Genomic DNA, 14,307 nt, shown 5'->3' with positions numbered 1-14,307 from the left:
TTGCAGTACGCAAACATCTATCCACCATAGGCACTTCTAAAAGCGGTGCACAAAACATCGCGATCCACCTTCCACAATGCTGCGAGCTCCTCACTGACATCTTCGTCCCACCAGTCGCATAGTAGTTTGCGGTTACTATGGTTTTCCGCAATCCAGATAAGGTGTCCGACGACCTTGCGGCAGTATAGCTCCTCGCCCTGCTTGACCAGATCAGGAGCAATGTGAACAGGCAGACGTTTGCAGGTTCGATACAACTCTTTGATACATGCGCGGCGAATACCACGAGCCGTGGGTAAACGGGATTGTGAATTGTCATGTTTGGGGAATTTGCCGGGAGGCATATTGTACCCCCTCCTCTCTCTCTCAACTTATGCGGGCAGAGGGGTCGGGGTCACTGACCTCCCTATTTGGGCGAAGTGGCGACTTGTTCTGCCGCTGTGATACACTAATGAAAATAGAGAAACAGGCAGGGAGTGGGAAGAGAAGTGGACCAAATATCTAGTATCATTAATTATTTGTTTGAGATCATTCGTAGTCTTGGGTATTTTGGTATTATGCTAGGCTTGATGGTTGAGGTCATTCCAAGCGAAATTGTCCTCGCTTATGGTGGCTTTTTGGTATCCTCGGGTCATATTAATTTTTTTGGCGCAGTCGTTTTTGGAACGATTGGCGGGGTGCTGGCCCAGCTATTCATTTACTGGATTGGGCGCTATGGCGGCAGACCGGTATTAGATAAGTATGGGAAATACATACTTATCAAAAAAAGTCATGTCGACCATGCTGAAGCCTGGTTTAACAAATACGGCACAGGGGTCATTTTCACAGCTCGCTTTATTCCTGTTGTGCGTCATGCCATCTCAATCCCTGCCGGGTTGGCTCGAATGAACGTATGGCGCTTTACTATTTTGACAACGCTAGCGATTATACCTTGGTCTGTTTTGTTTATATATTTAGGTATGCTGCTAGGAGACAAGTGGGAGCAAATTGACGAAGTGGCAGCACCTTACATCAAACCTATTTTGCTGGTTGCCCTTGCACTCTTGATCATTTATTTTGTTATCAAGTGGATTTTGTCCAAAAACAAAAAAGGAAGTGTATAACATGAGCCGTACTAATGTATCGCAATACTTCGGAAAGGGCTTAAGCCCTGAACAGTTTATGGAGGGCATGGAAAAGAACAAAGAAGCCTTCCGCTCTGGGTACGATCAGTTTGTATGGAATCGCGAAGAGGATCGAGAGTATTTTGAAAGCTTGAACCATCGGGATGATCTGCGCGTGCTTATTTTGGCTGCCGACTGGTGTGGGGACGTGGTGCGCAATGTGCCAGTTGTGTTCCGTGCGCTGGAGAATAGCGGGATTCCGACCGAAGTATTAATCTTGGAAAACCATCAGGCGCTGATGGATGACTTCCTGACAATGGGAGGACGTGCTGTTCCGATTGTGATTTTTGCGGATACAGGAGGTCACGTACTTGGCCACTGGGGACCACGCCCTGCACATGTCCAACAAATTATGATTGGATTCAAACGTGAAAATCCAGATCGGGAAGCTGATGATTATCAAGAAAAAATCGCAGTTGCTCGTAAAGAAATGGCTGAAAAATATGGGGAGGGAACCGAGGTCCATCCTGTAATTGTTCAGGAATTACGCGAGCTGATCTCGGGATTTTAACTTATGACGTTATCTATTCGCAGCTTTAATCTCGGTCCTCTCCAAACAAATGCTTATTTGCTTCAAGGGGATGATCCGCAGCGCGCCGTTATTATTGATCCGGGGATGAATCCGGGTCCTTTGCTCAGAGCTATTGAGCCACTGACCATTGAAGCTATCCTGCTGACTCATGCCCATTTTGACCATATCGGTGGAGTAGAGGAGATTCGCAATACCAAAGGCTGCCCGGTTTATCTGCACGCCTTGGAGCAAGACTGGCTCACATCTCCTAAGCTGAATGGTTCCTTGATGTGGCCAGAGGCATCCCCTCCGATCTCGACGGAACCTGCCGAATATGATTTGGCAGAAGGTCAGCAATTGAACCTGATCGGGCACACGTTCCGGGTTTTCCATACACCGGGCCATTCACCCGGAAGTGTCAGCTTTTTGTGCGGCAAAGATCTTTTTTCCGGGGATGTGCTATTTCGTCAGGGCGTCGGACGCACGGATCTGACGGGTGGCCGGGAACGGGATCTATACGATTCTATTCAGAACAAATTGTTTCCGCTCGGAGATGACGTTACAGTCTATTCCGGTCACGGTCCCAAAACGTCCATCGGTTATGAGAAAGCTAATAATCCGTATATCCGGTAAATGTGATGAACGTTTTCAGTAGGGGCAAAATCAAAGGTGTGACAGGTTTTGCCCCATTTCGACAACAAATTATAAATTATGTATAGACAAAGGTTTTTATTTTTGTTAACATAAATTTATTAAAGTTACATACTAAACTCGCGAAGCACGCAAGCTGTGGATGAATCCCGGTTTGCGTTCTTTTTTTTGCCCATTAAGAGGATAAAGAGGCATGAGGCCGTCAGATCACAAGGGGGAGCAAGAATGAAAAGAAAACATATATTTGGGGTACAACGTGAGATTGGAGGTAGTTTCCGTGTTCCCAATATAATAGATATTGAAGATTCTGTGGTAGGTTCCGAGCCGAAGATCATGACTTGGAAAAAGGTGAAACGACGGAGCGGAATCCCTTCACAAAACTGGCATGTGAGGCTGAATGAACACAGGTTGGGACGTGGAGACGGTCGATTATGAAGATACATAGATGATATAGACAAGCTACTTTTTTTTTAGTAGACTTAGCAGATAAGTTCAGACAAACGGGGGGGCTAACGATGCATCATTTAGGAGCTAGAATTATGATCGTCGCGGATGCTTTTGAGCAGAATCTTCCTGTGGGCGAACATGGTTATATCATTGCTTACGACCGTAATGCGGACAATGCTTTTGACTATGTCATTCGCGTACCGAAGGTGAACCGCAACTTTTTTGTACCATCCGGGGACATCGAGCTGGAAGAGAGTATTCTCAAGCTGGAAGCCGAGCGGATTGAGCGTGAAGCGCTGATAGATTACGCCCTTGCTACTCATAATGAGAAACTGTTCAAGCATGTAATGAACGGTGGTCTTGATTCGGTAGAGACTGAAGAGGAAGAAGAAACCGCGGCAGAGTTGTTGTCACAGGCTGATTTTATCAGACAAGTCAATTTGCGTGCTTGGATATAGGAGTCGGCTACTGCCGACTCTTTTTAAAAATATATAATGGGCACAATCTCAGCTCCTATAGTTTTCTCGAAAGAGCACCGAGAGGTGCTTTTTTTATATCCTTTTAGCAACATTTACCTCATTGATGTACAGTTTGCTTCTGTACCGCGTCAAAGATTGAATTGTAAAGGGTTCTATCCTATAATTAAAAACGTTATTTCGAAGTTCGGTGCAGCATTTTTTAATATCAGGATTTTGCAAAATTCAATTCCAGTCGCTCCGAAGTGCAATATATAGATGAACTAAACCATTTTGATCTATATCTTGCTCATTGGAAGCCGCCTATAGGATTTTTTGCAAAATCCTCATATACATGAGGAGGGTTTTGTATGAACATTTCCACGGAAGATGTCCGTCACGTAGCCAAGCTGTCCAGGTTGAATCTGACCGCGGCTGAGGAAGAAACGATGACAGGACAATTAAACGCCATTCTCCATTATGCGGAGAAGCTGAATGAGCTGGATACGGAGCAGGTAAAACCGACCACTCATGTGCTGCACGTCAGCAATGTCATGCGAGACGACGAAGTTCGCGAAAGTTTGACACATGAGCAAGTGATGCGCAATGCACCTGAAGAAGAAGACGGACAGTTTAAGGTTCCTGCTGTTCTGGAATAGATCTCATATTTGAAAGGAGGATGCAAATTGAGCTTGTTCAATAACACATTGCCCGAGATACATAACAAGCTGCATCAAAAGGAAATTTCCGTGAGTGATCTGGTGGGACACGCTCTGGAGACGATTGGTGCGCGGGAAGACAAGATCAGAGCTTATATTACCGTTGACGAGGAACAGGCCCGTGCATCCGCACGTCAGCTGGATGATCAGCTGATTTCCGGAGAGGAAAGAGGGCTGTTGTTTGGCCTGCCGGTTGGTATTAAGGATAATATCGTGACAGAAGGGCTGCGTACAACATGTGGCAGTCAGTTTTTGAAAAATTTTGATCCCGTTTACGATGCCACAGTTGTTAGCAAGTTACGCGCAGCGCAAACCGTGACACTCGGTAAAATGAACATGGACGAATTCGCCATGGGCGGCTCTAACGAGAACTCCAGCTTTTTCCCTGCACGTAACCCTTGGGATTTAGAACGTGTTCCCGGCGGTTCCAGTGGCGGCTCAGCTGCGGCTGTTGCAGCGGGTGAGGCTTATTTCACACTCGGTTCGGATACAGGTGGTTCCATTCGCCAGCCTGCTTCTTACTGCGGTGTAGTTGGCCTGAAACCAACCTATGGTCTAGTATCCCGTTTTGGACTGGTGGCTTTTGCCTCCTCTTTAGACCAAATTGGACCCATTACTAAAAATGTTCAGGATTCAGCCTATGTCCTACAAGCCATTGCAGGTTATGACCAGAAGGACTCCACTTCTGCGAAGGTAGACATTCCTGATTATTTGAACGCTTTAACCGGGGATGTAAAAGGACTTCGTATCGCTGTGCCTAAAGAGTATCTTGGTGAGGGCGTCGATCCTCAGGTCAAGGAAAAGGTGCTGGATGCACTGAAAACGCTGGAAGGACTGGGTGCTGTTTGGGAAGAAGTGTCTCTCCCTCACACAGAATATGCGGTAGCTACATATTACCTGCTGGCTTCATCCGAAGCGTCATCCAATCTGGCCCGTTTTGACGGCGTGCGCTATGGTGTGCGTTCTGACAATCCGGACAACCTGCTTGATCTATACCATCAGTCCCGTACGCAGGGGTTTGGTCCCGAGGTGAAGCGTCGGATTATGCTGGGTACCTATGCACTCAGCTCCGGGTACTACGATGCCTATTATTTGAAAGCTCAAAAAGTGCGCACACTGATTAAACAGGATTTTGATCGTGTATTTGAACAATATGATGTGATTATCGGACCTACTGCACCGACAACTGCTTTCAAAATCGGCTCGCAAGTGGACGATCCATTAACAATGTATTTGAACGATATTTTGACGATTCCGGTAAGCTTGGCTGGTGTGCCAGCCATCAGCATTCCGTGTGGTCTTGCGGATGGAATGCCAGTCGGACTACAAATTATCGGAAAAGCCTTTGACGAGTCTTCCGTGCTACGCGTAGCTCATGCTTTTGAACAAAATACCGAATTTCACAAGCAGCGTCCGCAGCTGTAATTTGCCAAAAAGGAGGGAACCTATTCATGTCTACAACTACATCCAAATATGAGACGGTCATCGGACTTGAAGTGCACGTGGAGTTGCATACGAAGTCTAAAATATTCTGTGGATGCTCGACATCCTTCGGAGCACCACCCAACTCTCATACATGTCCGGTCTGTCTCGGTCATCCAGGGGTGCTGCCGGTATTGAACCGTCAGGCCGTTGATTATGCGATGAAAGCAGCAATGGCGCTGAATTGCACCATTGCTGATGTGAGCAAGTTTGACCGCAAGAACTATTTTTACCCCGACTCACCTAAGGCTTACCAAATCTCACAATACGATCAACCCATTGGCGAAAATGGCTGGATTGATATTGAAGTGAATGGTGAGACAAAGCGTATCGGTATTACCCGACTGCATCTGGAAGAAGACGCAGGGAAATTAACACATGTTGATGGTGGCTACGCATCTTTGGTCGATTTTAACCGGGTCGGCACACCATTGGTCGAGATCGTTTCGGAGCCGGAAATATCTTCGCCGGAAGAAGCCAAGGCCTATCTGGAAAAAATACGTGCCATTATGCAGTATTGTGACGTATCCGATGTGAAGATGGAGGAAGGATCACTTCGCTGCGACGCGAATATCAGCCTTCGTCCGCATGGACAAAAAGAGCTGGGAACTAAAGCGGAACTGAAAAACATGAACTCCTTCCGTGGCGTACAGCGCGGACTGGAATATGAACAGTTCCGCCAGGAGCAGACGCTGGACGAAGGCGGAACGATTGTACAGGAGACACGTCGTTGGGATGAAGCGCAAGGTAAAACTTTATCCATGCGTGGTAAGGAACAGGCCCATGACTATCGTTATTTCCCAGACCCGGATCTCGTTACACTGCATATAGATGAGGAATGGAAAGAACGCATTCGTGCTTCGATTCCTGAATTGCCTGACCAGCGTAAAGCACGCTACACTTCGGAATATGGATTACCTGAGTATGATGCCCAGGTGATTACGTCCTCCAAGCCATTGGCCGATTTGTTCGAGGATAGCCTTCAATTCACCAAGGATGCCAAAGCAGTATCCAACTGGATTATGGGGGATTTACTCGGTTATTTGAACAGTGCCGGTGTGGAGCTGTCGCAGGTTAAATTGACCGGACGGGGCTTGGGTGAAATGATCGGACTGCTGGAGAAGGGAACGATCAATAGCAAAATCGCTAAAACGGTCTTCAAGGAAATGCTGGAAAGTGATAAACTGCCACAGCAAATTGTTGAAGAAAAAGGGCTTGTACAAATCAGTGATGAGGGTGCAATCCTGACGATTGTCGAACAAGTTGTAGCAGCTAACCCGCAATCGGTCGAAGATTACAAAGCTGGCAAGCAAAAGGCCATCGGCTTCCTAGTCGGTCAAGTGATGAAGGAGAGCAAGGGGAAGGCAAACCCTGGTCTTGCTAATAAGTTGCTGACGGAAGTGCTGAACCGCTAATGGCATAGATTTGACAGGGGCTTGTCTTTTAGGGACAGGCCCCTTTTGCATAGACGCTGAGAACGGTTGGCGCGAACAAGCTTTAGAATCCTGATGGCATTTTATGAGTTTCCTTAGGAGGGAAAACAGCATGGTTACCCTATGTTCATTGGAAGATGATGATATCGTCAGTCAGATATGGCGTCTACAGCACGTTGCCTATAGGTTGGAAGCTGAGCTGATTGGGTTTGATGAGATTCCTCCACTGATGGATACATTGGATACGCTGAAAAGCTGTGGAGAGTCTTTTTATGGGTGGCTGGAGGACGGTGAATTGCTAGGAGCACTGGCTGTGCAGTCTGAGTCGCCCGATTCGCTTACCCTTACACGTATGATGGTTCACCCGGATCATTTTCGTAAAGGCATTGCAGACTCTTTAATGAAGCATGTTTTGAGTGAATATCAAAATATCCCGTTGTTTATCGTCTCTACAGGAACTTTAAATACTCCTGCGGTGACATTATATCGAAAACATGGCTTTCGCCCCGTATCTGCGGCCGAGGTCGCCCCAGGCGTGGAATTAACCACCTACCATCTGCATAAGGTGGAATAGCATTGAGATATCATTAAATTGGCATTAAAAATGCACATAAGCCCACAAACCGCGCACCCGGAGTGGGAAGCACGACATAACCGGGAGGAGAGACTCGAATGAATAATCCGTGGATTATAGACGATTCACATATCATTTTACGGCTTTTACTGTCCATGCTTCTCGGTGGATTCATTGGTTTTGAACGCGAACGTTCCAATCACGCAGCTGGTTTGAGGACTCATATTATGGTCAGTCTTGGTTCGACGCTGATTATGCTACTCTCCATTTACGGCTTTGCCGATTTCATTAAAGAAGTTAATGTACGCATAGATCCCGCTCGTTTGGCTACGGCTGTGATCACTGGCGTAGGCTTTTTGGGTGCAGGGACGATTATGTTCACAGGTAAATCCATTACCGGACTAACGACTGCGGCTTCCATTTGGGTCGTGGCTGCTATTGGCCTTGGGGTGGGAGCAGGCTTTTATTTCCCGTCTATAGCGGCGACAGTGCTCGTATTTTTAAATTTATGGGTGTTTAACAAAGTTGAACTTCGGTATATGCGTGGACGCAAGCGTCATCTTATTACATTGTACGGATTGTCCTCTCACGGACTGCTGGAGCAGATTTCGACTTATTTAGAGCAAGAAAAAGTGGAAATACGTAAAATAATGATTAAAGAACATGAAAATGTCCCATTTCACGAATTACACCCAGATCGGCAGAGTATGGAAGTTTCCCTAGAGGTGCTGGCCCGTCATGATTTTAATCCCGTACGTATTGCAGCTGATTTACGACAATGGGAAGATATAGCTGCTGTCTCCGTCGAGTAATAGTCTACCTTTTTTTAACAGTTACTCTTAAATCCGATTGGGGTACTATGTAAGCATCGAAGTATTTTCAGCGGAGCCACGCATGGGATTCAAAGGGGAGGATGGCATGAACTCGGAACAACCGTTACCGTCTGGAGAGGCTGGACAGCTACAAGCATCGGAACAGCGGGAACAGCCCAGACAGGGGAAACGTCTAAAATACGCTAAATTTCGCAAAGTGATTGCTATTATCATGGCGGCATTGTTACCCGGACTGGGACATCTTTTTTTAGGACTGTTTATTAGGGGGCTTAGTTTTATTGTATTGCTCCTGCTAGATATTTTTGCGATGTTGTATGTTTCCTCTGACGGCTTGAGGATCAACATTCCATTACTTATTTTGCTTGGATTGTTCATACCCATTTTATATTTTTATAATGTATATGATGTCTTACAGTCAGCAGATTACATGGTTCGTTATCGGCGTAAGCCAGATCGTTATGCACGAATGGATGCTAGAGGCCAGCAAAGTAGTCCTTTTTATGCATGGGAGAGAGGCTTTGCTTTTGCTGTGCTAATGGTGGCAGGCGGTGGACTTATGATTTTGTTTCGCATGAAACCTCGCTGGTTGAGTAATTTCTTTGAGGATTATGGATTCCTTACGCTGGCCATTTTATTAATGATGATCGGTTTATTCCTTTTTCTAAGGGAAGCCTTTCTGAACTTTAAGCGTAAAAAGTTGAAAGAAAGAGGGTGAAGCTGGCGTGCACCGCAAAATAAGAGTCGGGCGCTACACCTCTTCGCTTCTGTTGATGGCTGTAGGCATTTTGCTTATTGTAGATGTGTTTCAAAATACTGAATATATGCTTCAGCTCCTCGTTTGGTGGCCCGTAATCTTTGTGCTTTGGGGACTGGAGTATCTGATTTTTTTTGCCATGTACTATCGGAAAGAAGGCAAGTCTGACAACGGAAGGCGATTCAGACCTGACCTAAAGGGGATTCTGTCCGCTTTGGTAGTGGCAGCCTCGGTTTTTATCGTGACCCAGCAAAATCATTATATGTATCTGTGGAACCGGGTCAGTCTCAATCTGACGTCAGCCTCTATGGATTTTAGCCAGGCTAAAGAGAATCGGTATGATATGGGTGGTATGCTGGTACCTGTAACTATGCAGACGTCCGATTTAGTAGTTGATTCGGTTAATGGTGATGTAACACTGATCAGACGGCCTGTGTCCAATATAGAGGTACGAGGTACTCTGTGGGTGGATCAAGCGCCTGCTGCCGAAGCGGACAAGATTGCTCAAGCTTCTTCACTGACTTCTACCGACGGCAAGACTATCCAGATTCGTCCGGAGGCAAAGTCGTACGGAGCATCAAGCAAACGTCAGCCTCGTGTGAACATGCTGATCACCGTGCCGGAGGACCGGCGGTTCAATGTGCAGATTAGAACCTCCAACGGGAATATTTCCTTGAATGGAGTTGATGCAATTGACAGCATTCGGCTTGAGAGCGGTAATGGAAATCTCACTGTTAATGACGCTATCGGCAATGTCAAGGGAGGCACGCTGAACGGTCAGGTTAAATTGCATCGGATTTCTGGAGATGTGGATGTGCGCACGAACCGTGGCGACATGCAAGCAGGCGATATTGAAGGAGCTGTGACACTGCACACCATGGTAGGTGATATTCAGCTCGCTCGTTCGGAAGGGGACATCACCGTAGATACTCAGAATGGTGACATGAATGTGCTGAATTCTACAGCCAAGCTGAATGCAAATTCGCTTAATGGCTCTATCAAAGTGCATAGCGAGCAGATAGGCGGAGATTGGAAAATATACAGTGCTGTCGGTGATATCGTATTGGATCTTCCGTCGAATGGAGATTTTCAGTTAGAGGGTTCAAGCAGTTATGGTAATCTTCAATCCGATTTTCCATTTAAAATAGACAGTAAAAGTATTTCAGGCCAAAACGGGACAGGCAAGTATGCGATCAACGTAGAGGGCAACAGTAATTTAACCATTAAAAAGTTACTGATGCCGTCGTTACCCGACTTGGATGATTCCGGGGGTACGACTGCGCCCGATACATCTGAAAGCTCTCCGGCTGAACCCGGAGCTTCTGAGACAGATACCTCTATAGGAATATCCGGCGACAATACGGCGCGTTGACAAGAAACTTGAGTAGACCGTACAATGTGAGTAGGTTTAGAAGTGAATTGTAAATAGATGCGTGGTAATTGATAGGATCGTAAGTAAGGGATAAGGCGGTGGACATATATGGCAGCACGCGTCCAGCATGCTTTGGAACTTCTGAAGAAGACAGGTGTACGCATAACACCCCAGCGTCATGCCATATTAAACTATTTAATGGAAACTATGGGGCACCCGACTGCAGATGAAATATATCGAGCGCTTGAGTCCAAGTTTCCAAGTATGAGTGTGGCTACGGTTTATAATAACTTAAAGATGTTTATAGAAGCGGGTATGGTACATGAGTTGACCTATGGAGATAACGCCAGTCGTTATGATGCCAATATTTCGGAGCACTATCACATCATTTGCGAAAAATGCGGAAAGATTGAAGATTTCAGTTATCCGTATTTGGCCGATGTGGAACGCCATGCCGCGTTGGAAACAGGCTTCGAGGTGCATGGACATCGTATGGAGTTACACGGAGTATGCAAAGCTTGTAGTAACAAACAAACGTAACGAAACAAGGAATAGAAGTTTTTTGTGCGGTATGTATATATTGTAATGGATTGGAAACGTGAGGAATTCCCCATAAGCGGGGATTTACCGCGTTTTTTTGTTTAAATCACTTTATTTTTGTTTTAAGTAATCTGTTGAGGTTACAAAATACGGAAATTCAAAGTTCATACAATGGAGGTTCAATATTGGCCAGAAATCATTCCAGACGCCGCCGTAAACGTTCACGATTCAAAGGAGCGGCAAGCCTGCTATTATTTGCAGCGATTATATGTGCAATTACTGTTGTATGGTTTGGCAATCCCCTTCACGAGAAACCCGATTGGCAGGGCAGTGTCCGTCCTATTTTTATGCAGGGAAAGTTGACTGGGTATGAAGCTCAGAGCTCCGGCAAGAACATGCTGATGCCGCTCAAATTGGTGCAAAGTAAAATTGATCCTACGGTTCGCTATGAGGATGACAGCCAAACCGTTATTATGGCGACGAGACAAAGCCTGCTCTATATGAAGGTTTCGAAGGCACAAGGGGAACTGAATGGTAAAACATATGCGCTGAGCGCAGCCCCTCAGGTAATCAGTGGAGAGGTATATATCCCGATAGAGGCTGTACGTGAAGTATACGGCGTTTCTATACACGAAGATCCTGTGACTGGTGCTGTCATCCTAATGAAGGCTGGGGAGAAGGTCAGGCTGGGGAGTGTAGAAAAGAAGGATGGCCCACAGGATGCTACAATCGCCTTACGTAAAGAAGCCTCTAGCCTATCTTTCATTTTGACAGATATATCTCAGCGGACGAAGGTGCGTATTTGGTCCAAACAGGGCGATTGGTATTTTGTTCAGTTAGACAATGGTTATGCAGGATACATTAAGTCAGACCATGTCGCTGAAGGAGAAGAGCTTGTGATCCCTTCGGTTAAGGACGATTTGTCCATCTCGGAAAAACATTGGGAGGGTAGATCAGTAAACCTCGCTTGGGAAGCTGTCTATAATCGCAAGCCCGATCCTTCCAAGTTTGATCCTATGCCTGGAGTAAATGTGGTGAGCCCTACGTGGTTCAGTGTCGTCGATCATGAAGGTACTGTAGAAAGCAAGGCAGATCCTGCCTATGTCAGCTGGGCACATCGCAAGGGGATGGAGGTTTGGGGCTTGTTGAGCAACAGCTTTAATCCCGAATTAACAACAGAAGCTTTGTCCACCTTTGAACGTCGAAAGTCGATTGTAGATCAGATGATTTCACTTGCCCTAGAAAATGATCTGGACGGTATTAATATTGACTTTGAAAATGTTCATACGAAGGATGGCCCAAATGTCACCCAATTTTTGCGGGAACTTAAACCGATGGCCCGGGAACATGATTTGATACTGTCCATTGATGTAACGCCTAAATCTCAAAGTGAGATGTGGTCAGCTTTTTTAGATCGAAAATCATTAGGCACCATCACAGATTACCTCATGGTAATGGCATATGATGAACATTGGGCGGCTAGTCCAAAGGCTGGTTCTGTCGCCTCGCTACCATGGACGGAAGCGTCAATTAAGCGAATTATTCAGGAAGATGAAGTGCCGCCTCAAAAAGTGGTTTTAGGTATTCCATTATATACTCGCGTGTGGTCCGAGACTTCCAAAGAAGGGAAGATTAAGGTCTCCTCCAAATCACTTGGTATGGAGTCAGCAGCGGATATCATAGCCAAATTTAAGTTGAAGCCTAAGTTTAGAGCTTCCGAAGGTCAAAATTATGTTGAGTATACAGAAGATGGTGTGGTCAAAAAGATTTGGCTGGAGGATCAGGTATCTCTGAAGGCAAGAGTAGAACTTGCCAAATCGCTGAAGCTCGGAGGAATTGGTGTGTGGAATCGAACTTTTGCTGATGAAAACGCTTGGGTAACACTGAAAAAAATAAGTGAATAAGATAAAAATATATACAATTGAAGAAGGAAGTCTCTTATTTATGTAGAAATGATCACATGTATCCAAATATCCAATTTGCGGTCATAGCCGCCTTGCAGGTATGGAGGGAGAAGTGCAGCTAACCAAATTAAACCTGATGTATGATGAATTGTTGCAGGAAGATTCGATAGGTGTTATTTCGTACAGAAAGCCGGGAGAGTATTTTCACGGTTCGATGTTGTATGACTTTGATGAACTCATTCTAATTATTGGAGAAGGCACCAAGCCAGTTCGTTCTATTCAACACTTATTTATGAATGGACTAAGATGCCAAGTGTTGTACGCAACGCTCAGTTGTCTGAAGGAATGGATTATCGCTGGTGAACAAGCCAACATAATAGATTATGTGCTAGAAGGTCGTATTGTCTGGGAACGGGATGACAGGGTCTGTCTTTTAAGACAGGAAATTGTTGATTTTAACGATCCACTGCGGGAGCAGAAGCGATTTCATGAGTTCTCCCGCTTTCTGGTCAATTACGTTCATGGTAAAAGAGCGGTGCGAGAAGGGCGGATCATTGACGCTTATCAAAGTGTTCTGAAAGCATTGGATCATTGGGCATCTATTGAACTCATTGAACGGGGGATTTATCCAAAGATTCACTTATGGGTTCAGGTACGGCCTCTGGATCGAACGATTGACAAATTGTATAACGAACTCACATTAAGTACGGAAACCTTGGAACAACGGGTAGAACTAGTACTGCTTGCTTGTGAATTTTCAGTTATGTCAAAAATGGAGGAGTGCTCATCTCCGCTATTCCGTATATTAGGCAGCAGACGGGAACCTTGGTCTATAAATGAACTTATTAACCATCCTGAGCTAAAGAATCTCCAATTGGATCTTACCGTCGTGCTCCGTAAACTGGTATATCGTTCACTTATTAGAGAAACAGCTGCCGGGGATTTTAGGGAGCGTGGACAAAATCGTGAACTGCGTTACTCCCTTATTTGATGTGCAGGGGTTGATTTGTCAGGAAGAAAGGTTGTTAAACCGACTTTTCTTCCTTTTTTTGTACGTGATTTAGTATTTATAAATAGTTAAAAAATATAAATTATCAATTTAGGTTGACGAGTATATAAAATATGTGATAAGTTATAACTCGCCCCATTAAGCAGCATGAATAATTTTGAACTGTTTAAAGCAGGATAAACGTGTTGCATCAAGCAGAAAAATGAATTTTCAAAAAAAATCTTGACGAAAAATAAGGTTATGTGTTACATTATTTAAGTCGCCGCTGAGACGCGGTGGTGAAACAAAGTAAGACAAAATGCAGGTTTGATCTTTGAAAACTGAACAACGAGTGAGTAAAACGATTTTGTTCGCAAAATCAAACAAGAGATATTTTATCTCGTCAGTTTCAAAATGAGCTTATCGCTCTTTCTATAAACCAACTTCGGTTGGTCTTTAATGGAGAGTTTGATCCTGGCTCAGG

At 45.2% G+C, this 14,307-nt stretch carries 16 protein-coding genes; 15 read left to right on the top strand and 1 reads right to left on the bottom strand.

Going from position 1 to position 14,307, the window contains the following annotated elements:
• Positions 1-17: 17 nt before the first annotated feature.
• Positions 18-341, bottom strand: coding sequence for a hypothetical protein (locus NSQ58_RS00080; RefSeq protein WP_023990260.1), 324 nt, complete (start codon positions 339-341; stop codon positions 18-20).
• A 144-nt stretch (positions 342-485) separates the two neighbouring features.
• On the opposite strand from NSQ58_RS00080, the gene NSQ58_RS00075 reads away from it, so the two are divergent.
• The 15 genes from NSQ58_RS00075 to NSQ58_RS00005 all read left to right on the top strand — a co-directional run bounded on the left by NSQ58_RS00075 (position 486) and on the right by NSQ58_RS00005 (position 13,826).
• A complete protein-coding gene (locus tag NSQ58_RS00075; protein WP_013311915.1) occupies positions 486-1,100 on the top strand; it encodes a DedA family protein in 615 nt (204 codons plus the stop codon).
• 1 nt (position 1,101) lies between these two features.
• The gene (locus NSQ58_RS00070) at positions 1,102-1,671 is read left to right on the top strand and encodes a thioredoxin family protein (protein ID WP_013311914.1); all 570 of its coding nucleotides are present in this window, start codon (positions 1,102-1,104) and stop codon (positions 1,669-1,671) included.
• A gap of 3 nt (positions 1,672-1,674) precedes the next feature.
• On the top strand, positions 1,675-2,304 hold the full coding sequence (locus NSQ58_RS00065) for an MBL fold metallo-hydrolase (protein WP_023990259.1): 630 nt from the start codon (positions 1,675-1,677) through the stop codon (positions 2,302-2,304).
• 243 nt (positions 2,305-2,547) lie between these two features.
• The gene (locus NSQ58_RS00060; RefSeq protein WP_023990258.1) at positions 2,548-2,757 is read left to right on the top strand and encodes a hypothetical protein; all 210 of its coding nucleotides are present in this window, start codon (positions 2,548-2,550) and stop codon (positions 2,755-2,757) included.
• 80 nt (positions 2,758-2,837) lie between these two features.
• Positions 2,838-3,227, top strand: a complete 390-nt coding sequence (locus tag NSQ58_RS00055) for a hypothetical protein (protein WP_013311911.1) — start codon at positions 2,838-2,840, stop codon at positions 3,225-3,227.
• Between the two features lie 368 nt (positions 3,228-3,595).
• Positions 3,596-3,883 carry an Asp-tRNA(Asn)/Glu-tRNA(Gln) amidotransferase subunit GatC gene (gene gatC, locus NSQ58_RS00050; RefSeq protein ID WP_013311910.1) on the top strand — a complete coding sequence of 96 codons (288 nt, stop codon included), beginning with the start codon at positions 3,596-3,598 and terminating at the stop codon, positions 3,881-3,883.
• A 27-nt stretch (positions 3,884-3,910) separates the two neighbouring features.
• A complete protein-coding gene (gene gatA / locus NSQ58_RS00045; RefSeq protein ID WP_023990257.1) occupies positions 3,911-5,368 on the top strand; it encodes an Asp-tRNA(Asn)/Glu-tRNA(Gln) amidotransferase subunit GatA in 1,458 nt (485 codons plus the stop codon).
• Between the two features lie 26 nt (positions 5,369-5,394).
• Positions 5,395-6,840, top strand: coding sequence for an Asp-tRNA(Asn)/Glu-tRNA(Gln) amidotransferase subunit GatB (gene gatB / locus NSQ58_RS00040; protein ID WP_013311908.1), 1,446 nt, complete (start codon positions 5,395-5,397; stop codon positions 6,838-6,840).
• 130 nt (positions 6,841-6,970) lie between these two features.
• Positions 6,971-7,432: a GNAT family N-acetyltransferase gene (locus tag NSQ58_RS00035; protein ID WP_028541861.1), complete on the top strand. Its 462-nt coding sequence runs from the start codon at positions 6,971-6,973 to the stop codon at positions 7,430-7,432.
• A 98-nt stretch (positions 7,433-7,530) separates the two neighbouring features.
• A complete protein-coding gene (locus tag NSQ58_RS00030; protein ID WP_028541862.1) occupies positions 7,531-8,244 on the top strand; it encodes an MgtC/SapB family protein in 714 nt (237 codons plus the stop codon).
• Positions 8,245-8,326: 82 nt separating this feature from the next.
• Positions 8,327-8,980: a hypothetical protein gene (locus NSQ58_RS00025; RefSeq protein WP_023990254.1), complete on the top strand. Its 654-nt coding sequence runs from the start codon at positions 8,327-8,329 to the stop codon at positions 8,978-8,980.
• Between the two features lie 7 nt (positions 8,981-8,987).
• Positions 8,988-10,391 (top strand): DUF4097 family beta strand repeat-containing protein, encoded by a 1,404-nt coding sequence (locus NSQ58_RS00020; protein WP_341056678.1) that lies wholly within the window; start codon positions 8,988-8,990, stop codon positions 10,389-10,391.
• Between the two features lie 108 nt (positions 10,392-10,499).
• Entirely contained in the window at positions 10,500-10,931 is a 432-nt protein-coding gene (locus NSQ58_RS00015; protein ID WP_013311903.1) for a Fur family transcriptional regulator, read from the top strand.
• A 185-nt stretch (positions 10,932-11,116) separates the two neighbouring features.
• Positions 11,117-12,835, top strand: coding sequence for a glycosyl hydrolase family 18 protein (locus tag NSQ58_RS00010; protein WP_341056677.1), 1,719 nt, complete (start codon positions 11,117-11,119; stop codon positions 12,833-12,835).
• A gap of 112 nt (positions 12,836-12,947) precedes the next feature.
• A complete protein-coding gene (locus NSQ58_RS00005) occupies positions 12,948-13,826 on the top strand; it encodes a nucleotidyltransferase-like protein (protein WP_160789369.1) in 879 nt (292 codons plus the stop codon).
• The last annotated feature ends 481 nt before the right edge of the window (positions 13,827-14,307 follow it).

It is taken from the genome of Paenibacillus sp. FSL M7-0134, assembly GCF_038007865.1.
In the GTDB taxonomy this organism is placed as follows: Bacteria; Bacillota; Bacilli; order Paenibacillales; family Paenibacillaceae; genus Paenibacillus; species Paenibacillus polymyxa_B.
Note: the sequence above shows the minus strand (reverse complement) of the source record. Positions and strands in the feature narration are given on the sequence as shown.

Bases quoted from the DNA above. Each gene is read 5' to 3' on its own strand.
- NSQ58_RS00080 (WP_023990260.1), bottom strand. From the start codon at position 341: ATGCCTCCCGGCAAATTCCCCAAACATGACAATTCACAATCCCGTTTA.
- NSQ58_RS00070 (WP_013311914.1), top strand. From the start codon at position 1,102: ATGAGCCGTACTAATGTATCGCAATACTTCGGAAAGGGCTTAAGCCCT.
- NSQ58_RS00065 (WP_023990259.1), top strand. From the start codon at position 1,675: ATGACGTTATCTATTCGCAGCTTTAATCTCGGTCCTCTCCAAACAAAT.
- NSQ58_RS00060 (WP_023990258.1), top strand. From the start codon at position 2,548: ATGAAAAGAAAACATATATTTGGGGTACAACGTGAGATTGGAGGTAGT.
- NSQ58_RS00055 (WP_013311911.1), top strand. From the start codon at position 2,838: ATGCATCATTTAGGAGCTAGAATTATGATCGTCGCGGATGCTTTTGAG.
- gatC (WP_013311910.1), top strand. From the start codon at position 3,596: ATGAACATTTCCACGGAAGATGTCCGTCACGTAGCCAAGCTGTCCAGG.
- gatB (WP_013311908.1), top strand. From the start codon at position 5,395: ATGTCTACAACTACATCCAAATATGAGACGGTCATCGGACTTGAAGTG.
- NSQ58_RS00035 (WP_028541861.1), top strand. From the start codon at position 6,971: ATGGTTACCCTATGTTCATTGGAAGATGATGATATCGTCAGTCAGATA.
- NSQ58_RS00030 (WP_028541862.1), top strand. From the start codon at position 7,531: ATGAATAATCCGTGGATTATAGACGATTCACATATCATTTTACGGCTT.
- NSQ58_RS00025 (WP_023990254.1), top strand. From the start codon at position 8,327: ATGGGATTCAAAGGGGAGGATGGCATGAACTCGGAACAACCGTTACCG.
- NSQ58_RS00015 (WP_013311903.1), top strand. From the start codon at position 10,500: ATGGCAGCACGCGTCCAGCATGCTTTGGAACTTCTGAAGAAGACAGGT.